General features: G+C 67.4%; 23 protein-coding genes and 1 tRNA gene. 17 read left to right on the forward strand and 7 right to left on the reverse strand.

All coding sequences use genetic code 11. The features are described from left to right. Positions 1-89: 89 nt before the first annotated feature. A complete protein-coding gene (locus WD184_00415) occupies positions 90-800 on the reverse strand; it encodes a DoxX family protein (GenBank protein ID MEX0825215.1) in 711 nt (236 codons plus the stop codon). Positions 801-906: 106 nt separating this feature from the next. Then, the gene (locus WD184_00420; protein MEX0825216.1) at positions 907-1,080 is read right to left on the reverse strand and encodes a hypothetical protein; all 174 of its coding nucleotides are present in this window, start codon (positions 1,078-1,080) and stop codon (positions 907-909) included. A gap of 112 nt (positions 1,081-1,192) precedes the next feature. Between WD184_00420 and WD184_00425 the strand changes: the two genes are divergently transcribed. Together WD184_00425 and WD184_00430 are read left to right on the forward strand one after the other, a co-directional pair. Then, positions 1,193-2,191, forward strand: a complete 999-nt coding sequence (locus WD184_00425) for a patatin-like phospholipase family protein (protein MEX0825217.1) — start codon at positions 1,193-1,195, stop codon at positions 2,189-2,191. Positions 2,192-2,271: 80 nt separating this feature from the next. After that, positions 2,272-2,559 carry a LapA family protein gene (locus WD184_00430; GenBank protein ID MEX0825218.1) on the forward strand — a complete coding sequence of 96 codons (288 nt, stop codon included), beginning with the start codon at positions 2,272-2,274 and terminating at the stop codon, positions 2,557-2,559. Positions 2,560-2,570: 11 nt separating this feature from the next. Here WD184_00430 and WD184_00435 read toward each other — a convergent pair whose 3' ends face one another. After that, on the reverse strand, positions 2,571-3,044 hold the full coding sequence (locus WD184_00435) for a DUF4332 domain-containing protein (GenBank protein MEX0825219.1): 474 nt from the start codon (positions 3,042-3,044) through the stop codon (positions 2,571-2,573). Between the two features lie 60 nt (positions 3,045-3,104). Continuing rightward, complete coding sequence (locus tag WD184_00440; GenBank protein MEX0825220.1) at positions 3,105-3,392, reverse strand: hypothetical protein; 288 nt, start codon at positions 3,390-3,392, stop codon at positions 3,105-3,107. Positions 3,393-3,439: 47 nt separating this feature from the next. On the opposite strand from WD184_00440, the gene WD184_00445 reads away from it, so the two are divergent. After that, positions 3,440-3,799 carry a phage holin family protein gene (locus tag WD184_00445; GenBank protein MEX0825221.1) on the forward strand — a complete coding sequence of 120 codons (360 nt, stop codon included), beginning with the start codon at positions 3,440-3,442 and terminating at the stop codon, positions 3,797-3,799. A gap of 24 nt (positions 3,800-3,823) precedes the next feature. Here the strand turns inward: WD184_00445 and WD184_00450 are convergent, their stop codons facing one another. After that, positions 3,824-4,183 carry a metallopeptidase family protein gene (locus tag WD184_00450; protein ID MEX0825222.1) on the reverse strand — a complete coding sequence of 120 codons (360 nt, stop codon included), beginning with the start codon at positions 4,181-4,183 and terminating at the stop codon, positions 3,824-3,826. Between the two features lie 1,097 nt (positions 4,184-5,280). Here WD184_00450 and WD184_00455 point away from each other — a divergent pair. Next, positions 5,281-6,393: an HNH endonuclease signature motif containing protein gene (locus WD184_00455; GenBank protein MEX0825223.1), complete on the forward strand. Its 1,113-nt coding sequence runs from the start codon at positions 5,281-5,283 to the stop codon at positions 6,391-6,393. Here WD184_00455 and WD184_00460 read toward each other — a convergent pair whose 3' ends face one another. Continuing rightward, positions 6,394-6,717 carry an MmcQ/YjbR family DNA-binding protein gene (locus WD184_00460; GenBank protein MEX0825224.1) on the reverse strand — a complete coding sequence of 108 codons (324 nt, stop codon included), beginning with the start codon at positions 6,715-6,717 and terminating at the stop codon, positions 6,394-6,396. A gap of 90 nt (positions 6,718-6,807) precedes the next feature. On the opposite strand from WD184_00460, the gene WD184_00465 reads away from it, so the two are divergent. Together WD184_00465 and WD184_00470 are read left to right on the forward strand one after the other, a co-directional pair. Further along, a complete protein-coding gene (locus WD184_00465) occupies positions 6,808-7,380 on the forward strand; it encodes a GNAT family N-acetyltransferase (protein ID MEX0825225.1) in 573 nt (190 codons plus the stop codon). A gap of 37 nt (positions 7,381-7,417) precedes the next feature. After that, positions 7,418-7,492: transfer RNA gene (locus WD184_00470), tRNA-Val, on the forward strand. 559 nt (positions 7,493-8,051) lie between these two features. Here the strand turns inward: WD184_00470 and WD184_00475 are convergent. Next, positions 8,052-10,481 carry an adenylate/guanylate cyclase domain-containing protein gene (locus WD184_00475; GenBank protein MEX0825226.1) on the reverse strand — a complete coding sequence of 810 codons (2,430 nt, stop codon included), beginning with the start codon at positions 10,479-10,481 and terminating at the stop codon, positions 8,052-8,054. Positions 10,482-10,608: 127 nt separating this feature from the next. Between WD184_00475 and WD184_00480 the strand changes: the two genes are divergently transcribed. The 11 genes from WD184_00480 (at position 10,609) to purE (ending at position 21,627) form a co-directional block, all read left to right on the forward strand. After that, positions 10,609-10,806 carry a hypothetical protein gene (locus WD184_00480; GenBank protein MEX0825227.1) on the forward strand — a complete coding sequence of 66 codons (198 nt, stop codon included), beginning with the start codon at positions 10,609-10,611 and terminating at the stop codon, positions 10,804-10,806. Further along, positions 10,791-11,468 (forward strand): XRE family transcriptional regulator, encoded by a 678-nt coding sequence (locus WD184_00485; GenBank protein ID MEX0825228.1) that lies wholly within the window; start codon positions 10,791-10,793, stop codon positions 11,466-11,468. The genes WD184_00480 and WD184_00485 overlap by 16 nt, the downstream gene beginning before the upstream one ends. Positions 11,469-11,535: 67 nt before the next feature. After that, complete coding sequence (locus WD184_00490; protein ID MEX0825229.1) at positions 11,536-12,270, forward strand: phosphoribosylaminoimidazolesuccinocarboxamide synthase; 735 nt, start codon at positions 11,536-11,538, stop codon at positions 12,268-12,270. Further along, the gene (gene purS / locus WD184_00495; GenBank protein ID MEX0825230.1) at positions 12,257-12,508 is read left to right on the forward strand and encodes a phosphoribosylformylglycinamidine synthase subunit PurS; all 252 of its coding nucleotides are present in this window, start codon (positions 12,257-12,259) and stop codon (positions 12,506-12,508) included. Before WD184_00490 ends, purS begins: the two co-directional genes overlap by 14 nt. After that, on the forward strand, positions 12,505-13,236 hold the full coding sequence (purQ, locus tag WD184_00500; protein ID MEX0825231.1) for a phosphoribosylformylglycinamidine synthase I: 732 nt from the start codon (positions 12,505-12,507) through the stop codon (positions 13,234-13,236). Before purS ends, purQ begins: the two co-directional genes overlap by 4 nt. Beyond that, the gene (gene purL, locus WD184_00505) at positions 13,233-15,410 is read left to right on the forward strand and encodes a phosphoribosylformylglycinamidine synthase subunit PurL (protein ID MEX0825232.1); all 2,178 of its coding nucleotides are present in this window, start codon (positions 13,233-13,235) and stop codon (positions 15,408-15,410) included. Before purQ ends, purL begins: the two co-directional genes overlap by 4 nt. After that, positions 15,407-16,777, forward strand: a complete 1,371-nt coding sequence (gene purF, locus WD184_00510) for an amidophosphoribosyltransferase (GenBank protein ID MEX0825233.1) — start codon at positions 15,407-15,409, stop codon at positions 16,775-16,777. The genes purL and purF overlap by 4 nt, the downstream gene beginning before the upstream one ends. Next, positions 16,774-17,775 carry a phosphoribosylformylglycinamidine cyclo-ligase gene (gene purM / locus WD184_00515; protein MEX0825234.1) on the forward strand — a complete coding sequence of 334 codons (1,002 nt, stop codon included), beginning with the start codon at positions 16,774-16,776 and terminating at the stop codon, positions 17,773-17,775. Before purF ends, purM begins: the two co-directional genes overlap by 4 nt. Further along, the gene (gene purH, locus WD184_00520) at positions 17,762-19,813 is read left to right on the forward strand and encodes a bifunctional phosphoribosylaminoimidazolecarboxamide formyltransferase/IMP cyclohydrolase (GenBank protein ID MEX0825235.1); all 2,052 of its coding nucleotides are present in this window, start codon (positions 17,762-17,764) and stop codon (positions 19,811-19,813) included. The genes purM and purH overlap by 14 nt, the downstream gene beginning before the upstream one ends. A gap of 73 nt (positions 19,814-19,886) precedes the next feature. Further along, positions 19,887-21,140, forward strand: a complete 1,254-nt coding sequence (purD, locus tag WD184_00525; protein MEX0825236.1) for a phosphoribosylamine--glycine ligase — start codon at positions 19,887-19,889, stop codon at positions 21,138-21,140. Continuing rightward, on the forward strand, positions 21,133-21,627 hold the full coding sequence (purE, locus tag WD184_00530) for a 5-(carboxyamino)imidazole ribonucleotide mutase (protein MEX0825237.1): 495 nt from the start codon (positions 21,133-21,135) through the stop codon (positions 21,625-21,627). Before purD ends, purE begins: the two co-directional genes overlap by 8 nt. Positions 21,628-21,739: the final 112 nt, after the last annotated feature.

Raw genomic sequence — 21,739 nt, forward strand, 5'->3', positions numbered from 1 at the left:
CGCAAGGGTAGTGAGGCCCAGCCCGAGCCCCGGCTACCGCTCGAGCCAGACGAGATTCCGGCTGCGGATGTCGCCGGAACTGGTGGTGCCTACTCGTCCTGTCGCATGTCTCTCCGAGACGCGCTTTCGGGTTCCGGCTGTGGCTGGGGCTGTGGCCGTGGCTGTCGCTGCCACGGCACTCCCAGCTTCGGAAGCAGGTAACGATCGAGGCCGTACCAGCCGGCATTGCGCCAGGCGAGCACCAGGAACAGCGACACCAGCACCATCCCCGGGTTCGCCCCTGAGCTTCCGGCGAACATGAACGAGAAATTGAGCAACGCGCCGAGAAAGGCCGCTATCCCGGTGAATGCTCCGACGATCAGGGCGATTCCGATGGCGAACTCACCAATTGCCACCATCGGGCCGAGAATCGGATGAAAGTCGTCACGCACGAACTCGAGGAAGTTGACGTACCAGGAGTAGGCGACATCGGGGTGCGGGCCTTGGGATGCTTCGATCGCCCTGGCGGCGAATCCAGCCACCGAGTCGCCGACACCCCGGAAGACCTCGGTGCCATCGGCGGTGACGACGGTTCCCGAGCGAACCCATCCGATGGAACCGCTACCCGTCAGCGAGAACTCGCTGCCCCACTCCCATACCTTCCAGGTGATGTTGCCGCCAAAGACTTTGCCCCAGCCGGCGTGCAGCCATTCCCAACCGAGCCACAGGCGGGCCCCCAACCAAAGCCACGCCGTCCTGCTGGAGCCGAATAGCCACTTGGACCATCGGGGCTCGTCGAACTGAACCACGGTCGTCGTCATGATCACCCCTCTTCGATGACGGGCAGGATAGATGGAGGCGCCGATGGACAGCCACCAGCGTTCCGACCAGGCCGTGGGCTACCGGACGGACGAGGCCCGGCCGGTGCTATCCGAAGTGCTTGCCGCAGCCGGGGCAGGAGGAATCGTCTTCGAAGGTGCTCGTGCGGCACCACGGGCAGGGCAGGTCGGGGTCGATGGGATCGTGGAGCAGTACCAGGCGATGCGATCGCCCGCCGACAGCGGCCATTCCGATGATGAGCGTTGTGACGATCGCGAACATGGTTTCTCCTCGATCGACCGAAGGACGAGCGTAGAACGCCGTCGCGCGCCGACCAAGGACCTCCGCGCCCGCCGGGCAGGCCGGTCCCTGCCCTCCCTAGAGTCTGGGCTTCATGTCACGCGTCGGATTGGTCCTGGGTGGTGGTGGCGTCACCGGAGCCGCCTTCAATTTCGGATCCCTCTTCTCGTTGCGAATGGCCACGGGGTGGGAACCCAATGACGCCGACGTCATCGTCGGCACCTCATCGGGGGCAGTGGCGGCCGCCCTCATTCGGTCGGGCCATCTCGACCTGGAGTCGATCGTTGGCGACGTCCGCGGCGCCCCGCAGCTGTCGCGGCTTCTGGGTCGCATCATCTACCGGCGGATCCGGCCGACGGGGATGGGCCGCTGGGTGAGGCACGGCCTGATTCCCGGCCTCCGCAAGCCGGGGGTGAGACTGGCACTCGGTTGCCCGGCCCGATACAGCACCGCCGGTATCCAGGAGTGGCTCGAGCGAGCGATGGGCGACGCCGCCGCCAGCTGGCCCGACCGTCCGACGACCATCGTTGCGTATCAACTCGAGGCAAAGGAGCGGGTCGCCTTCGGTACGGTCGGCAGCCCGGATGCCGGCCTCGGAGTAGTCGTGGCCGCTTCGACCGCGGTGCCGATGGTCTTCGAGCCCGTGCTGATCGAAGGCCGTCATTACGTCGACGGTGGTATCGCCAGTGGAACCAATGCCGACCTGGTGCTCGGATCGGCCGAGCCTCTCGACCTGGTGATCGTGGTGGCTCCGATGGCCTCGATCGAACAGCGTCCTGACGCCCGCTTCTATGAGGGCGTCGTCGATCGCCTTGGGGGCTCCGCCCTCACCGCCGAGCTGGACGCCATCCGCACCGCGTGGCCCGAGACCGAGATCGTGGTGCTTCGTCCCGACCGGTCGGTCCTCGCCGAGACCCGACCCAATCCGCTGGATCCGGCGGCTGCCTTGCCGGCCTTCTTGCGGACCCTGCGCTCGATGCGGAGAACCCTTGGATCGCCTCAGGTATGGCCGGTGCTCGAACGCCACCTCGTCGCCCGCAAGCGGCGCTATCCCTGGAAGCGGGAACCGCAGGTCGTCGCCAAGGTCAGATGACGAGGGGCAATGGCGGCATCGGGCTCGCGACCGATCAGCCATCTACGCTTGCATCCGCAGGCAAGCCGAGGAGACGAGCCGTGACCCAGATACCGAACGAGAAGCCTGTCTGGCAGACCCGACGCTTTCGCCTCATTGTCTTCTACGGGTCCCTGGGGCTGCTGGCGCTGATCCTGATCCTGCAGAACTTCGACACCACCGAGGTTCAATTCCTCTTCTGGCGCGCTGAAGCAGCCCTGGCCTGGGTGCTGATCACATTCATGATCCTCGGGGCGGGAGTCGACGAGCTCGTCCGGGTGCTGGTTCGGCGCCGGCATAGCAAGAGGGCCGCGGCGATGCCACGGGAACACCCCGACTCCGAGTTCTGAACCGCCCGGGGTCACACCCGCGGGGCTGGAAAGAGTGCGGGCGCCTTTCGCCCGGTGACTTCCTCGTCACCCCATGTGTCGTGGTACCAGACGTGGCGCAGCATCAGTCGAGCCTGCTCGATCCATTGGACGATCTTTGCCTTCGTCGGCAGTCGCTTGATGTCACGCTCCACCGCTGAGGCCACTTCGATCTCGTCCGCCAATTGGGCAGGGTTCCGGGTGCTCAGGTCGGCGATATCGTCGACGCCGGCCCTCACGAGGAGACGGGCGTAATCATCGCTGACACCCTTGACCCGCATGAGGTCGGCGCGCTGAACCCAGTTGGCGACACGCTGGATCGGGATCTTGGTCTCGCGGGCTATTTCCCGGCGCCCGTCAGGAGTGCTGCCCCAGGTGAGCAGTCGAGCCGTTCCCTTGATCCCGGCGGACTGCAGCCGCTCGATCTGCTTGTCGGTGATCCCTTTGAGGCTGGTCAGGCTGGCCATCTGATCTCGGTTTCTGTTGCCTGGCCTCAAATTACCAAGATCGCACCACCCGGGCCGGTATCAGACCGCCCAGCGCTGCTGTTCGGCGGCGAAGTCAGGCTGGTAGGCCTCGTCCTGGTCGTCGAGAAGCACCGCCGAGCCGCCCGGTCGAAGAATGATCGCCCCTGCGGGAAAGGGGCCATCGACACCCCACAATTCGTCGATGCCGACCGCACGCGCCAGATCGTGGTTGCAGCGGCCTCGCTCGCAACTGTCGTAGGGGTCCGGAGTGTTTGCAGGTTCCACCGAGTGGCAATCGGCACCCTGCCGAGGGGCCTTTACCCATCCCTGGGTGTCGCTGCTGCCCATCGCCGCGACTCCCGGCTTGCCGCCAGCGGACGGGTAGGGTTGGCGGGATGAAATTCGTCCTCGGCGTCGCCATCAACGCATTCGCGGTCTGGGTGGCGGTCGGCGTGGTGGGCGGCCTCGAGTTCAGCGGCGACTTCTGGAAACTCGTGTTGATCGCGGTGATCCTCGGCGCCGTCAACGCCGCCATCAAGCCGGTCCTGAAGGTGCTCAGCATCCCTCTGATCGTGGTCACCTTGGGCCTATTCCTGCTGGTGATCAACTGGTTGATGTTCGCCCTCGTCATCTGGCTGGCCGCGCCCAACCGACTCGACCTCGGCCTCACTTCCACCGGGTTCTGGGCCACCTTCTTCGGCGCTCTCATCGTGTCGATCGCCAGCTGGATGGCGTCGGCGGCTGTCTCCAAGTGAGCCTGGCAGCCTACTGAGGTCGATCTAGTACCCCAGCTCGTGAAGACGCTCGTCGTCGATCCCCAGATGGTGGGCCACCTCGTGGAGCACCGTCTTGCGGATCTGCTTCTTGAGCCGTGACGGCGGCAGCCGCAGGGCCAGGTGGGGGCCCATGAATATGGTGATCCGATCGGGCATCGCGCCGGAGTAATGGCCCGCCCGGTCGTGGAGGTTCACCCCGTGGTACAGACCGAGCAGGGTGCCCCCTCCGCCGTACTCGTCGTCCTGGTCGGGTGACGGCCAGTCCTCGACCACCACATGGACGTTGTCGACCGCCTCGACCACCCACTCGGGAAGTTCTTCGAGGGCGGCGTCCACCAGTGCTTCGAACTCGTCGCGTCTCACCGGGGGGCAGGATACGACCGCCAGAAGACAGGCCTCGCCGTGACTCGAGCGATGCGCAGCATGGGATCCGGTACCTTCCCGGCGTGCATTGGGATGTCACCTACCCAAGCGGCCTCTTGAGCGCGGCGCTCGACGAGTATGGCCTGACAGGTGCGCGGGTGGAGCCCATCAGGGCGTTCAACAACGCGGTGTTCCGCGTGACGACCCCCACCGATGACCTGGCGCTACGGATCCACCGATCCGGATATCGCACCTCGAGGCAGATTCGATCCGAACTGGTCTACCTCAGCGGCCTGGCTGCAACCGGACCGATCGAAGTCCCGACTCCTCTCCCGACCCGGCATGGGCGCCTGGTGGCCGAAATCGATGCCGGCGACGAGGCTCGGCTCTGCAGTGTCATCACCTGGCAACCAGGAGCAGTCCGCCGGCCCGGTACTGGTGCCGGACAGGCGACGCTGTCTCGGATCGGAGAGGCACTCGGGTGGATGCATTCGTTCTCAGAGTCGTTCACTCCGCCGTCAGCCTTCGAGAGGCCGAGGTGGGAGGTCGGGGCGCTGCTCGACCGCGACGCCTCCCAGCTGGCCCGAGGGCGACATCTCATCGACGAAGTGCACCAACGCTCTGGGGCCGCCCTTGGCGGCATCGCTCGGACGCCGGCCAATCACGGGATGATTCACAACGACTTAATCCTGCTCAACTGCCTTCACCGTGGTCGCCGTACTGCCGTGATCGACTTCGACGACTGCGGCTGGGGTTTCTATCTCCAGGATTTTCGGGGGCATTCTCGGAAACCTCAAGGACTACCCCAATCACCGAACACTCTGGAAGTCGTTCCTCGACGGGTATCGGTCGGCGAGACCGCTTCCGTCAGAGCACCACGCGGACCTCGAGCTGATGGTCGCCCTGCGACACGCCGCCACGGCGCTGTGGATGATCGATCGCGATCGAGAGCACCCCCTGCCGGGCGAACGTCTCCGCGAGAATCTGGACTATCGGCTGGAGGAGATCGAACGCTCTCTGCGCGCAATTGATCGGTAACAACCCACGCAAATCGCGACGAGCCGGTTTCTGTCACACCCCGGTGGCATTGTGCTGACATGGAAAGGCACTTCCTGGCCGAGGCGGTCGGGTTCTTGCACAAGGCGAACGACGCGCTGAATCCGAACCGGTGCGACGACGCCGAGGCTCGGGCGCTCCTGGCGCACTACGCCGAGGCGAAGAAGCTGGCCTCGTTCGGTGAGGCGGCGCTCGCCGCCCGACTCGCCGATCCCGGCCATGTGGCCCGGGTGACCGGCACCTCGGTCCGCCGGGCCAGGGAGACGCTGCAGACCGCCGAGCAGGCGGCGAAGACACCCGCGTTGGGCAAGGCGATGCGGGCCGGTCAGATATCGCTCGAACAGGCAGCCGAGATCGCCAGGACCGAGCGGGTGGCTCCGGGTTCGGCGGGGGCGCTGTTGGAGCGAGCCCGGGGCGGTGCCCCCTTCCAGGTGCTGCGAGACGAGGGTCGCAAACGGCGGCTCGAAGTTCAGTCCTTTGAGGGTCTGGCAGAGCGGCAGCGAGAAGCACGATTCCTCAGCCACGGCGTCACAGAGGACGGAATGGTTCGTTTCGAGGGTGAGTTCGAGCCAGAGGTGGGCTGCCGCCTGGTCAACCGACTCGAAGCCGAAGCGCGGCGCTTGGCCCGAGCCAATCGTCACGAGGAGCCGTTCCCGCGCTATCTCGCCGACGCCCTCCCCAACCTCATCGCAGGGACCGGCGCGGCAAAGGGACACACCGAACTGGTCGTGCTCGTCTCGCACGGCGTGGCCGAGCGAGGCTGGAGAAGCGTTCAGGATGGCGAGTTCTGCAAGATCCCCGGGGTGGGACCCATCGATCCCGAGACCGCCCGTCGTGTAGCCGACGACGCCTTCCTGTCTGGCATGTTCTTCGACGGTGAAGACCTGCGGCATATCAAGCGCTGGACCCGACACATCCCCGCCGCGGTCAAGGTCGCCCTCAACCTGGGCGATCCTCCGGAATTCGACGGACCCCGGTGCGACGACTGCGGCAACCGCCACGGACTGGAATGGGACCACGACGACCCAAAGGCCAACGGGGGCGAAACCTCGCTTGAGAACCTGAAGCCCCGCTACCGAAAGTGCCACCAGAAGAAGACTGCCCGCGACCGGGAGGCGGGGAGGCTCAAACCGGCGCGCGCCGGTCCCCGCTGATCAGCGCCGTCCCGGCGAGTCCCAACCCTCCGGCCGCCTGCTCTTCGGCAGCTTCGAGACGACCAGGTGATACGACTCGTCGACCGCCTCGATGATCTCGGCTTCAGGAATGGCTCCGTCGAGGGCGAGCGTGTTCCAGCCCGAGCGCCCGATGTAGGCCATCACGGAGGCGTCGTTCGGGTAGCGCGCCAACCACTCGTCGGCTTCCTCGCGGGTCCCGCACTTCACCCCGACCGAGCGGTCCCCGAAGAAGACAAAGATCTTGGTGTCGACCTTGGCGACGACGTCGTCCTCCCAGGGTTCGTCCTGCCAGGCCCCAGGCATGGACAGGCAGTAACGGAGGAGCTCCGCTGACGTCACATGGCGCTTTCCACAGATCGAGGATACGACCGGCCCGAACGGCAGAATGACCGGATGACGGAAGTCACCTTCGTGCCCGCCTCCCTCGAGCGCCTCGACGATGTGCTCGAGGTGGTTCCGTCCGGGCGCGGCTGCACCTGCCAGTACTTTCGGATGTCCTCTGGCGACTACTCACGATCCGACGAGGAGACGCGGGTGGGAGCCCTGCGCCGCCAGCTCCAAGACACGCCGGCGCCGGGGATGATCGCCTACGCGGGCGAGATCCCGGTCGCCTGGTGCGGCTTCGGCCCCAGGACCGACCTGGAGCGGCTGGTGCGGTCGCGCACCATCCCGAAGGTCGACGATCGCGCGGTGTGGTCGATCGTGTGCTTCAACGTGCGCCCCGGTTACCGCCGCCAGGGCATCACCAAGGGGCTCCTCGCCTCGGTCGTCGACTACGCCCGGGCGATGGGCGCCCCCGCGCTCGAGGCCTACCCCATCGACCCGGAGGACTCGCGGGTCAGCACGGCGTTCCTCTACGTGGGCACGGTCACGACCTTTGAGGAGGCCGGGTTCCGCAGGGTTGCCCAGACCGGTTCGGTGAGCGCCGGCTTGCCGCGCTGGCTGATGCGGCTCGACCTGTCGTGATGGGCCCCGGCCAGCCCGGTACAATCCCGCCTTCTCCGGGCGCTTAGCTCAGCGGCAGAGCGCTGCCTTCACACGGCAGAGGTCACTGGTTCAATCCCAGTAGCGCCCACCACGCGAAACCCCAAATTTCATAAGGGATTTTAGTGCCCGCTTCACACTGCCAAACGAAATCGAACGGCAGCTTGGCCGCATCGCAGACATCCTCAGCGACCTCTGCCGGGTCTACTACCCCCTCCGCTTGGACGACGTCACCCTCGGGGCCACAACGTGCTGACCTACTCAAACCCACCTCAAACCCACTCACCCCACCTACACGAAGAAAACCCACACCGCATATAGGGATTCGGGGGGAAGTGGCTTCTGACCTGGGGTTATGCGAATGGGCCTGTTCTTCCCTGACACGGAAGAGGTCACTGGTTCGATAGCGCCCACCAGTAAGACCCCTTGTCGCTGTTGGGTCCAGTCCCTCTCCGACCACGGCGCGATTACCTACGTTCAAGTACCAGGCCGCCTGAAACCGCGAGGGGTCCTGATCGGCAATCACCGTTGTCCCTCCTTGAAACCCGAAGCGTGCGGCTGTCACCCACCGCTGATCCAACCGCGACCAGCACGGGGTCTCCTGCTGCTTCGGCCTGTAGCGCCGGCACCGGGCGAACCCGGAAGCGCTGCGCTCAGGCCTGGTCAAGGGCGAGGTCGATCGTCTGCTCTACGGTCAGAGTCCGGCCCTGCTCCCACGCGGCAGTGAACGCCGCATCATCGAGCCGAACTCGCACAGCAGCAAGGGTTCGGTCCCTCCTCGCGATGAGGTACTCCCGACTGCCACCGGTCCTCTCGCGAATCGCCTCGGCCGAGGAGAGGAGTCGGGTGGCTGTTGTCGCGTGCCCTTCGGCGGCGAGGATCTCGGCTATCTGCATAAGGATGGCGGCCAGCGTGAGTGGCTCGTTTAGCTCAAGGGTAAGGCGTACGGACTCCCGGAGCATCGCGTAGGCGTCCGCAAACCGCTCTTCCCGCAACGCGTGGGTTGCCAAGCTTGAGAGTGGGTCGAGCTCCATCCGCCGGTTGCCCGCGGCGCGGGCTCTGACGAGGTTCTCCTCCATGAGGGCTCGTTCGCGCGCGAGGTCACCGAGGTCCCCATACGCCCAGGCCAGGCTGTTGTTCACGAGCATGATGTAGTGCTCGTCGCCGAGGCTCTCGAAGAGGCGGGCACTTTCCTCGAGAAGTGGCAAGCCCTCTGCGGACTCAGGTATGAACCCGAGCATGAACAGAGAGTTGGCGATGCCCCATTCGTCATCGAGGCTGCGATGCAGGGCCAAGGCCTCCTCGGCATAGACCCGCGCTGCGGCGGCGTCGCCTCCCTCGCCCTCCATTGCGGTCGCCCCGTTGAGGGCGCGAGCCCGTGCTGGCGTCGGGGCGGGGTCGGCGGCGAGGGCGATCTGGAGGCGGTGGCGGCCTTCCGTGTAGTGCCCACGTTGGTACCAGTACTTCCACAGCGCTCCAGCGAGCTGCAGGGAGAGCTGAGTGGCGCCGCCACTCTGGAGGCGGTCGAGGGCAGCTCGAAAGTTGTCGTATTCGGCCTCGAGCCGGTCGGTCCACTGCCTGGGGTTGCCGGTGAGATGCGGATACGCCTCCTCGGCCAGAGCCAAGAAGTGCTCGGCGTGGCGCCGCCGCGCCCACTCTGCCTCGTTCGACGTATCGAGTCGCTCGACGGCGTAGTCGCGAATCGTCTCCAGCATCCAGAACCGCGGTCCGGTGCGACGGACCAGGCTCTTGTCGACCAGGGACTGGAGCACGTCGAGATCGGCCTCGGCGACAAGTTCGGCCGCCTCCAGTGTCCAGCCGCCTCGAAACACGGCGAGGCGGGCGAACAGCCGTTGCTCCGCTTCGGAGAGCAGCTCGTGAGACCACTCGAGCGTCGCCCGCAGAGTGCGCTGGCGGGGATCGGAATCCCGTCCTCCCTTCAATAGGTCGAGCCGTCCCGTAAGCCTCTCGAGGATCTGTCCCGGCGTAAGCACGCTGGTCCGGGCCGCGGCCAGCTCGACCGCCAGGGGGAGGTTCTCGAGCGCGCCACAGAGTCGATGGATCGTGTCGTCGGCTTCTACTCCCGCCCGGGAGCAGAACAGATCGACTGCTTCGGTCTCGGCGAGTGGAAGCACCGGATATTCGACCTCACCCCTGATCCGGAGCAGCTCCCGACTCGTAGCCAGCATGCGCAGTCTGGGGCAGGCTTCGATCAGGGCCGAGAGCTGCGGGGCCGCGGCCACCACTTGCTCCAGGTTGTCGATCACCACCAGCAGCTGCCGATCCCCGATGTGGCCCGCCAGGTCGTCCCGGGTCCCCAGGGTCTGGGCGATGGTGTCGGGCACCAGGGCGGGGTCGCGCAGCGCGGCAAGTCCAACCCAGAACACCCCAGCGGCGAATTCGGGCACCAGTTGGGTGGCAGCCTCGATCGCCAGGCGGGTCTTTCCCGATCCGCCTGGTCCGGTCAGGGTGAGCAGCCGGGCTCCGTTCCCTAACAACGCCGCCACCTCGGACACCTCCCGCTCTCTGCCGACGAATGAGCTGGCCGGTCGGGGCAGGTTGGTGTTCGAGATCGTCTTCAGCGGCGGGAAACTTTGCGAACCGAGCTGAAAGATCGCCACCGGGTGGTCGAAGTCCTTGAGTCGGTGCTCGCCGAGGGAGGTGACCTCGACCGAAACCAGCTCCCGGGTCGCCCTGGAGAGCAGCACCTGGCCCCCATGTCCTGCGGCCGCGATCCGGGCCGTCAGGTGCACGTCGGCCCCGGTGTAGTCGCCGTCGGCCACCAGCGGGGCTCCGGTGTGCAGGCCCATCCGTACCTGCATCGAGCTTTCCGCCAATGCCTGCTGGCTTTCTCGGGCCGCCTCCACTGCTCCCGAGGCGGTGGGGAAGGCCACGAAAAAGGAGTCTCCTGCAGTGCTCACCTCGACGCCGCCGTGGTGGACGAAGGCCTCCCGCAGCATGCCGCGGTGCTCCTCGAGGGCCTGGGCATATGCCGGCAGCCCCATCAAAGCCAGCAGCTTGGTGGAGCCCTCGATGTCGGTGAACAGGAGGGTGACCGTTCCCTCAGGAAGAACGACGCTCAAATTCTGCCTCCAGTTCGGATCGTACCGCCCTGACCGCGCCAAGCCCGGGGTGACGGACAGCCGCGGAACCGAGTCGCGGAGTCACCGCCACGCACGGGTCGACTCCACATCGAGGCTCGTCGGCCTTATGGCTTCGCTACACGACTCCCTCGGCGCGGGCGGCGGCGGCGAGCACCCGCCTGGTGCCAGCGACGTTGACCTCGAGACGTCCCGGGTCGCACATCGCCACCTCGCCGGCGACGTGGAACAGGGTGACTTTCGTCGAGAGAATCGGTCGGTAAACGGAACCAACCTCTACGTCGACGGCGGATGGATGCTGATGTGATCCACGGAGGGACCCCCGCAGCAAGAGACTCCGACGACGGCCCGAACCACCACCTCGACGGAATCGGACAGCGGCTCCGCGACGAGCGGGTCAAGGCGGGTCTGAGCCAACGCGAATTGGCTCGCCGCATCGGCCTGTCCGCCAGCCTCATCTCTCAACTGGAGTCGGGTCAATCGAACCCGTCGGTCGGGACTCTCTACGCGATCGTCACCGAACTGGACATCTCCCTCGACCGGGTGATGCGTGGTGAGGAGTACGTCGAAGGAAGCAACGGCAGCGCACCCCGCGATCCCGAACACCACCCGGTCGTCAGACCCGCCGAGCGGAAGGCGGTCGAGCTGGTGTCGGGCGTGCGGTGGGAGCAGCTCTCGGTGGGCCCCGACGACGACATCGACTTTCTCCACGTCATATACGAGGTCGGCGGGTCGTCGACGCCCGACGAATCCTTGATGCGACACCACGGACGCGAGTACGGGTTCATCATCTCGGGGACCCTCGGCGTGCAGATCGGCTTCGAGGAGCACCGCCTCGAACCGGGAGACGCCATCGGCTTCGACTCCACCCGCCCCCACCGCCTGTTCAACCTCGGCGACGAGCCAGTGCACGGCATCTGGTTCGTCGTGGGGTTGGTCCTCGGCCGGGACGACACCCCGGCCTCCTGACGAACGGACGCGTCTTCCACTCCGGTCCAGTTACCATGCCGCCCAGTCGAGGGGCGGGAACCCAACCTTGGAGCGGCCGGTCTACGAGGGCAAGGCAAAGCGAGTCGTCTCGCAGCCTGATGGCACCGCGCACATCTATTACAAGGATGACGCCACTGCGTTCAACGGCCAGCGGCACGAGCAGTTCGAGGGGAAGGGCACCCTCAACAGCCAGATCACCGAACGCCTCTTCGGGTACTTGACCGGCCAGGGCATTCCCACGCACCACATCGGCCGCATCGACGACCGGACCCTCGCGGCCAAGTTCGTCGAGATCATCCCCATCGAATCCGTCGTCCGCTACAAGGTGGCCGGGAGCCTCGGCAAGCGAACCGGACTCGATCACCTCGCCGAATGCGACCCCCCGGTCATCGAGATGTACTTCAAGCGCGACGATCTCGGCGATCCCTTGATCAACGATGACCATGTGCGCCTCCTCGACCTGGCGACCCCGGAAGAGGTCGCCTGGCTGCGGGCGATGTCCCGCCGAGCCGCCGACGCCCTGCGCGACCTATTCTTCAAGGCGGGGGTTGACCTGGTCGACCTCAAGTTCGAGTTCGGCAGGACCGCCGACGGCGAACTGGTTCTCGCCGACGAGGTCTCCCCCGACACCTGCCGGTTCCGCGACCTGGCGACCGGGGAGATCCTCGACAAGGACCTATTCCGCTTCGATGAGGGCGATCTCCTCGCCGGATACCGCAAGCTCCTCGCCCACCTCGACCGCGCCCTTGCCGCGGAACCGGGTGCCAGTGTTCAGAGTTGAACTGGCGGTCCGCCCCCGCCCCGGCGTCAAGGACCCGCAGGCGGAGGCAGTTCAGGAGAGCCTCGCCCGCCTTGGCCATGACGGGGTGACCGTGGATTCCGTCGGCCGGTCGCTGTCCCTCACGATCGATTGCCCTTCCGCCGAGGAGGCCGAGCGGATCACCGCTGACCTCTGCGAACAGCTGCTGGTCAACCCGAACCTGGAGACCTACACGGTGTCGATCGCGGGTTCGACGTGAGCGGCCCGCGGGCAGCCGTCATCGTTTTCCCCGGCTCCAACGGGGACCGCGACCTCCTCGAGACACTTCGCACCGCCGGATTCGACGCCTTTCCCCACCCTTCGGGACGCGCACTGCCGGAAGACGTCGTCCTCGCCGGACTTCCCGGAGGCTTCTCGTTCGGCGACTACTGGAGGGCGGGGATGCTTGCCAGCCAGGAGCCGGCGGTGCGCAGCCTCGACCATCTCGTCGATCGGGGCGGACTGGTGATCGGACTCTGCAATGGCTTCCAGATCCTCGTCGAGGCCGGGCTGCTTCCCGGGGCGCTGTCCTACAACGACCCTGCTGGGTTCCGTCATCGATGGGTCACGCTCGAGTGCGCCTTCGACTCCAGCAGCCCGTGGTTCGAGGCCGTGCCCGCAGGCTCCAGGCTGCGTATGCCGATCGCCCACGGCGAGGGCTCCTACTTCCACCCTGGGGGATTCGACGCGGTCGCCGCGCATGCCCCGCTGCTCTACGAGGACAACCCCAACGGCTCCGTGGGCGGCGTGGCGGCGCTCCTCGACGCTACCGGCCGGGTGCTGGGGATAATGCCCCACCCCGAGCGTGCCTCGGATCCCGACCTCGGCAGTGGCGACGGGCTCCGGCTGTTCCAAGGCGCCTTCGGCGCCGCCTCCAGCCTCCAGCCTCCAGCCTCCAGCAAGAACGCGCCAAGCGTCCTAGTCGGCAAGACGGGAGGCGGGTCTTGACGCTTTCAACCGAGAACTCGGCACGCGAGATCGGGTTGGCGATGGGGCTCACCGAGGCCGAACTCGACCACATCGTCGCCGAGTTGGGACGCGAGCCGAACCGGGTGGAACTGGCGGTGTTCGCCGGCATGTGGAGTGAGCATTGCTCCTACAAGTCCACGAAGGCATTGCTGGCGACCCTCCCCACGACGGGACCGGGTGTCCTGGCAGGCCCGGGAGCCCACGCCGGTACGGTCGATATCGGCGACGGATGGGCGATCGCCTTCAAGATCGAGAGCCACAATCACCCGAGCGCAGTCGAGCCGTATCAGGGAGCAGCAACCGGGGTGGGTGGAATTCTCCGCGACGTCGTCGCCCAGGGCGCCCGCCCGGTAGCCGTCATGGACGCGCTCTGCTTCGGTGACCCGGCCTCCCCCCGCACCCGATGGCTCCGGGACGGGGTCATCGGCGGCATCGGCGGCTACGGCAATTCGTACGGGGTGCCCAATATCGGCGGCCTCACGGTCTACGACTCCGGCTATGAGGGGAACCCACTCGTCAATGCCCTCGCCGCCGGGTTGGTCCGCCACGAGGGGATGCGTACCGCAGCCGCCACCGGCCCGGGCAACGCCGTGCTCGTCGTCGGCGCCACCACCGGGCGCGACGGCATCCTCGGCGCGGCCTTTGCGTCAGAGGAGCTCGGCGAGCACCACGAGCACACCGCGCGCCGATCGCACGTCCAGGTGGGCGACCCGTTCATGGGCAAGAAGCTGATGGAGGCGATGCTCTCGTTCGACGATGGGCTCGTCGCCTGCCAGGACCTCGGAGCGTGTGGCATCGCCTGCGCCACCGCTGAGATGGCGGCCGCCGGCGGCACCGGCTTCGACATCGATCTCGACCTGGTGCCGCAGCGAGAGGCCGGCATGGAGCCCTTCGAGATCCTGCTGTCCGAGTCGCAGGAGCGCTTCATGCTGGTGGTTGCCGAGGGCCGCGCAGAAACCGCTCTCGCCCATTTCCGCGGCCACGGTGTCCACGCCGCGGTCTGCGGCACCGTCACCGACTCGGGCCAGATGCGGGTGCGCCACGACGGCGCGATCGTCGTCGACGTGCCCGCCGCCCTGGTGGCCGACGGCACCCCGCGCCAGGAGTGGGAGACAGGGACGCTCCCCGACCCGCGGCCGTACCCCGACTTTCCGATTCCGGACGACCTCGCCGCAGTGCTCATCCAACTGATCGCCCAACCAGGGATGGCCGATCATTCGCGGCTCTACGAGCGCTACGACCAGACCGTGGGGAATCGCACCATCCGCGGACCGGGCCAGGGCGAGGCGGCGGTGCAGAAGTTGCCCGGGTCGACGGCCGGCTACGCGATCAGCCTGGTGGGTGGCGGTGAACGCTGCGCCGTCGACCCCTACCTCGGCACCCAGGCGCTGCTCGGCGAAGCAGTTCGTAACCTCGGCTGCGTCGGAGCGAGGCCCGTCGCGGTCTCCGACGGGATCAACGCCGGGTCGCCTTCCGATCCGGTCGAGTTCGCCCGCCTGGCGGCGTTGATCAAGGGTCTCGGCGACGGTCTCCGCTCACTCGACCTCCCGGTGACCGGTGGCAACTGCTCGCTGTACAACGAGTCGCCCGCGGGGGCGATCCCCCCCACTCCGATGATCGGGGTCGTCGGCACCGTCGGAGACATCCGCCGCATACCCGCCGTTGCGATGGAGTCCGGCGAGGTCCTGCTTCTCGCTGGATCACCCCCCGGCGAGCAGGGTCATGCCGCCTACGGACGCATGATCACCGGATCGGCCGGACCTGCCCCCTCGGTCGATCTCGCCGCCGACCAACGCCTCGCAGCATTCTTGGTGGGGCAGATCGCCGCCGGGAGGATTCGCGCGGCGAAGGACTCCGGGCGCGGAGGCCTCGCCGTCGCCCTCGCCAAACTCTGCATCCGCGGCGGCGTCGGCGCCGAGGTCGGGGGCGAGTGGGGTAGCCGACCCGACTGGGCGCTATTTGGCGAGGGGTCAGGGGCGGCGTGGATCACCACCCGAGCTGAGGACGCCGGAGCGGCGATCGCCGACGCGGCGACTGCAGGAGTTCCGGTGCAGCAGATGGGGGTAGTCGGCGGGAACCGCCTCACGATCGGTGGCCTCATCGACCTCGGCGTCGGGGATCTGGCGACCGCCTACGCGAAGGAGCCGGCGTGATCTCGGTCCCCCTCGACAAGCTGCGAGAGAACTGCGGAGTCGTCGCCGTCTACAACGTCGACGGTGCCGCCCCGCTGGTCCACCGAGCGCTCTTCGAGCTCCAGCACCGGGGGCAAGAGGCCGCGGGAATCGCTTCGACCGGAGCCGACGGCGAACTGCACACGGAAAAGGGCCAGGGCCTCATCGCCGATGCCTTGCCGTTCCATCGGATCGAAGCGATGGCGGGGACTCGAGCGGTGGGTCATTGTCGGTATTCGACCGTGGGACCGGAGCAGAACACCCAGCCGTTCATCGCCAACACCCCGTACGGCAAGATCGCCCTGGCGCACAACGGCAACATCAAGAACGCCGACGAGTTGCGCAAGAGTCTCGAGGCCGAAGGCTCCCTGGTGGCCACGTCGCTCGACACCGAGTTACTGGTGCACCTCATCGCCCGGTCGCAAGCACCCGACTTCGCGGGCGCGCTCCGCTACATGGCAGAGCGGGCGGTCGGCGCATACTCGCTCACCATGCTGTGCAACGGCACGATCTACGCCCTGCGCGACCCCAACGGGCTCCGCCCCCTCGTTCTCGGCGAGATGAAGGGCGGCTGGGTGATCGCCTCCGAGACCTGCGCTCTCGACGTCCTCCATGCGGAGCACGTCAAGGAGATCGCACCGGGTGAACTGGTGACGATCGGCCCGGAAGGGGTGACGACTCTCCAACTCCTCGAGCCCGCCCAACCGAGCCCGTGCGTGTTCGAGCTGGTCTACTTCTCGCGTCCCAACTCGACGGTGTTCGGCCAATCGGTCAACAGTGCGCGGATCCGGATGGGAATGGAGCTGGCGGTTGCCGACGAGGAGTCCGGCTCACCGCGGCCCGACGTGGTGATCCCGGTGCCCGACTCGGGTGTTCCCGCCGCCATCGGGTATTCGCGCCGCAGCGGGGTGCTGTACGAGAAGGCGATCCTCCGCAGCCACTACGTCGGCCGCACCTTCATCCTTCCGGACCAGGACTCGCGCACCGCTCAGATCGAACTCAAGCTCTCGGTGATCCGGGACGCAGTGCGGGGGATGCGGGTAATGCTCGTCGACGATTCGATCGTACGAGGCAACACCTCGCGCCAGATAGTCCAGATGGTGCGCGACGCTGGTGCGTCCGAGGTCGTGATGCGCGTCGCCAGTCCTCCCCTTGCCTGGCCGTGCTATCTGGGGATCGACACCCCCAGCCGCGAGGAGCTGGTGATCAACCGGGCAGGCTCGGTCGAACGGGTGGCCGACATGATCGGAGTAGACGACCTGCGCTACCTGTCGGTGGAGGGACTGCGCCGGGCCACCGGCAACGGGGAGTTCTGCATGGCGTGCATGACCGGGGACTACCCGGTGTGACCCGGCCCCTCTCGTATGAGGCGGCGGGAGTCGACATCGCCGCGGCCGAAAGGTTCATCGAAGCGATTGGCCCGCTGGTCCGATCCACCCACACCGCCGGCGTGGTGGCGCATGATTCGCGTTTCGCCGGGCTGATCCGTCCCGACATCTCGGGAATGACGGATCCCCTGATTGCCGCCACTTGCGACGGGGTCGGCACCAAGGTCCTGCTCGCGACCGAGCCATCGCACTATGAGGGCCTGGGACGCGATCTGGTGGCGATGAACGTCAACGATCTGCTCCCCCTCGGTGCGCGGCCCTTGCTGTTCCTCGACTACCTGGCGGCGGGCAGGCTCGACCCGGCTCGCCTCGAAGCCGCGGTGCGCGGGATCGCCGCCGCCTGCCGGGAGGCCGGCTGCGCGTTGCTGGGCGGCGAGACCGCTGAGATGCCCGACGCCCTCCACAACGACACTGTGGAGATGGCCGGATTCTCGGTGGGTGTGGTCGACGCCACCACCCTGCCCGATCCCGCCTCGGTTCGCCCGGGCGACACGGTGGTCGCCTTGCCATCGACCGGACTGCACTCCAACGGGTTTTCCCTTGCCCGGCGCGCCCTGATCGACCGCGGTGGTTTCGGTCTCGACGACACCCTGCCCAGGCTCGATCGAACCGTCGGCGACACCTTGCGTACCCCGACCGCCATTTACGTCGATCGGGTGCTCGGCACCGCCTTCAAGGCGGCGGCCCACATCACCGGGGGCGGCTTGCTCGGCAGGATCGCGGCGATGCTCCCCCAGGGACTCGGTGCCAACGTCGACCCCAATGCCTACGCGCGGCCTCCCGTGTTCGATCTGATCGCAGAAGCGGGAGAGATCGCGGCGGCGGAGATGGCGGCGACCTTCAACATGGGCCTGGGATTCGTTGCCATCGTCGAGCCCGGATTGGAGCCCGCCGACTGGATTCGGGTCGGAGAGGTCGTCGAAGGCGGAGTGACCGACCTCGGCTATGCCGCCCGCTAGGCCCCGCTTCGCCATCCTCGCCTCGGGACGAGGATCGAACGCCGAGAGCCTGATGGAGGCGTTCACCAACGACCTCTCCGATGCCGAGTTGGCCCTCGTCGTCAGCGACAACCCCGACGCCCCCGTGCTCGAGCGCGCCACCCGGCGGGGCGTAGCCACGGTCGTGGTGGCCGCCTCCGACACCCGGGCGGACCACGAGGCGCGCCTCCTCGAGGCCGTCGCCGTCGTCGACCACCTGCTGCTCGCCGGGTACATGCGCGTCCTTTCCCCCTGGTTCCTCGACCGGTTCCCGGGGACGATCCTCAACATTCACCCCTCGCTCCTCCCCGACTTCCCCGGGCTCGACGCGGTCACCCGACAATGGGAAGCGAGGGTGACGACGGCGGGGGCGACGGTCCACTTCGTCGACCGGGGGGTCGACACCGGGCCGGTGTTGCTCCAGGGATCGATCGAGGTGCGCGGGGATGAGAGTGCCGACGGCCTCGCCCAGCGGATTCTCACCGAGGTGGAACATCGGATCTACCCCGAGGCTGTCCGAATGCTGCTCGACCGTCTGCAGCCCAGGGTCGCCCGGGCCTTGTTCAGCGTCTCGAACAAGGCTGGGATCGCCGACTTCGCTCGCCGGCTCGCCAAGGCAGGAGTCGCCCTGATCGCTTCGGGCGGTACCGCCCGCGATCTCGAAGAGGCCGGGGTCACCGTGCGCGCCGTCGAGGAGGTGACCGGGGCAGCAGAGGTGCTCGGCGGGCGAGTGAAGACCCTCCATCCCGCCATCCACGCAGGCATCCTCGCCGATCGTCGCGTCCGTGCCCATCTGGCCGAGATCGAGGAACGCGGTTACCAACCGATCGATCTGGTGGTCTGCAACCTGTATCCGTTCGAACAGACCCTCGCCGCCAGAGTAGACCGCGACACGATCATCGAGACAATCGATATCGGCGGCCCCACCCTGGTGCGCGCTGCCGCCAAGAATGCCGACGGCGGGGTCACGGTGGTGGTGGATCCGGCCGACTATGACGAGGTGGCGGAGGAGATCGGCACCCATGGGTCGGTGCCCCGGGCGCTTCGCCGCCGACTCGCGGCCAAGGCGTTCCGGTTGATCGCCGATTACGACACCGCCATCGCTGTCTGGGCTGCGGACCGGCCGCTTCGTTACGGGGAGAACCCCCACCAGGAGGCCCGCCTGGTGCCCGACGGCACCGGTCGGGGAGTCGCCGCCGGCAGGCTGCTCCACGGCAAGGACCTCTCGTACAACAACCTGCTCGACCTCGACGCCGCCTACCGGGCGGTGGCCGGCCCCGGCCCCCATCGATGCTCGGTGGTGAAACACTCCAATCCCTGCGGTCTCGCCGAGGCCGAGACCCAGGCCGAGGCCTTCCGCCGGGCGTTGTCGGGTGATCCCGAGGCGGCATTCGGCGGGATTCTCGGCTTCAACCTGGCTCTCGACGAAACAACTGCCCGGGAGATCATCGAGTCGGCATTGTTCGTCGAGTGCATCGCCGCGCCCGGCTTCGACCCGGGTGCGCTCGACCTGCTCTCCCAACGCAAGAACCTGCGGCTGCTGGCGGTGCCGCCCGGCGATCCGAACCCCGCCCGGGTGGTCCACTCGATCGGAGGGGGCACTCTGGTTCAAACGTCCGATCCGGGACCCGCGGACCGGACGTCGTGGACCGTGCCGACCCGGCTCCAGCCGGACGACTGGGGCGAGGCGGAGTTTGCCCTTCGCGCCGCGGCCATCCTCAAGTCGAACGCGATAGCCGTGACCCACGACCGCACCCTGGTCGGCACCGGGGCCGGGCTGATGAGCCGGATCGACGCCTGCCGCCTTGCACTGGAGAAGGCCGGAGATCGCGCCCGGGGGGGCGTGCTCGCCTCCGACGGGTTCTTCCCCTTCGACGACTGCGTCCACCTCGCCGCCGCCGCCGGCGTCACCCTGATCGTCCAGCCGGGGGGATCCCGCCGCGACAAGGAGGTGATCGCCGCATGCGACGAACTCGGCCTGGCAATGGTGTTCACCGGACGAAGGCACTTTCGGCATTGAAGAAGCCGCCAGCCTCCAGCCTCCAGCCTCCAGCAAGAGGGCGGGCGGCCTCCGGCCGCCTTGGGCCCTCCGCATGAAAGTCCTCATCGTTGGTTCAGGGGGTCGGGAGCACGCTATCTGTCGGGCGTTGGCGACCGCTCCAGGGATCGAGATCCTGATCGCTCCGGGAAATCCGGGGACTGCTCAGCACGGACGGAACATCGATGTTCCCGCCGATGACATTGGCGGGCTTGTCGAAGCGGCTCGGGGTGTGGACCTGGTCATCCCCGGGCCGGAGGGGCCGCTCGTCGCCGGGTTGGCGGATGCGCTCGCCACCGCCGGAATCCCGAGCTGTGGGCCGACGGCGGCGGCGGCCCGACTCGAGGGATCCAAGGCGTTCACCCGACTTCTGACCGCAGCCGCCGGGGTGCCCTCCCCCACCCATCGGATCGTCACCTTGCCTGCAGCCGTCGACGACGCCCTCCGGGCTTTCGAGGCTCCGCCCGTGATCAAGGCCGATGGCCTTGCCGCCGGCAAGGGAGTGTTCCTCCCCGACACCTTCGACGAGTGCGCCGCGATCACCCGCGATCTCCTCGCCGGGCTACTCGGGCCGGCCGGATCGACGGTGGTAATGGAACAGCGGCTCGGAGGCTTCGAGGCATCTTGGTTTCATGCGTGCCGCGGCACCGAGGCGATTGCCCTCCCCAACGCCATGGATCACAAGCGGCTGCTGGACGGTGACCTCGGACCCAACACCGGCGGGATGGGAGCGGTGAGCCCCAACCCCAACGTCGGCCAGGACCTGGAGAACGCGGTGCGAAGCGACTTCGTCGTGCCGACGCTGCGGTCGCTGGCCGAGGGCGGCACGCCCTTCAACGGGTTCCTCTTCAGCGGGCTGATCCTCGATGGCGACCGTCCATACCTCCTCGAGTACAACGTCCGACTCGGAGATCCTGAAGCCCAGGCGATCCTCCCCCGGCTCCCCGACGGGGTCTTTGCCGAGGTGTGCGCCTGGGTGGCAGGGCTTCGGGACAATCCGCCCCGGTTCGAATTCGATCGACGCGATACCTGCGCGGTCGTGTTGGCAGCAGCCGGTTACCCCGACCGGCCGCGACGGGGTGATCCGATCACTTTCTCGCCCGGTTTGGAGACGGCGGACCGCTGGTTCATCCATGCCGGAACCGGCGTCGACGACGGGCGACTGCTGACCCACGGGGGCCGGGTGGGTGCTGTCGTCGCCCGCGGCGACACGAACGTTGCTGCGCGCGACTCGGCCTATGACGGAGTCGGCCACGTACAGTGGGAGGGCATGATCCACCGCACCGACATCGGAAGCCACGATGGCTGATCCCGTCCTCGTGGCCGTCATCGTCGGCTCGGCCTCGGACGGCGATCAGATCGCCGGGTGCCGCGAAGCGCTTGGTCGGCTCGGCATCGGCCACGAGGCCCGAGTGATTTCGGCCCATCGAACCCCCACCGAACTGGCCGAGTACCTCGACGGACTCGAAGGCCGCGGCATTCAGATCGTCATCGCCGCCGCGGGGATGGCCGCCCATCTCGCCGGAGTGGTGGCCTCCCACACCAGCCTCCCGGTCCTCGGGGTGCCGATGGCGTCGGGAACGCTGCAGGGCATCGACGCGTTGCTGTCGACCGTGCAGATGCCACCAGGGGTACCGGTGGCGACGCTGGGGATCGGATCCCCGGGGGGCAAGAACGCCGCCTACCTCGCAGCCCGAATCCTGGCGCTGAGTCATCCGGAACTGAAGGCGAGATTGGCGCAGGTGCTGGAGGAAGATCGGGAGAAGGTGCGCGCGGCAAAGCTGCCGGACGCGTAGTGCCTGGCGGCCTGCCGCCACCCGCCTCCCACCACCCGCAAGAGGGGGGCCTTGGCCCAGCCTGCGGCTGGCCACGCGTGAAGCGAGGCGTTTTGTGAGTCGCCGATCGCTG

This window comes from Acidimicrobiia bacterium (assembly GCA_040878325.1).
Taxonomy (GTDB): domain Bacteria; phylum Actinomycetota; class Acidimicrobiia; order Spongiisociales; family UBA11373; genus JAUYIV01.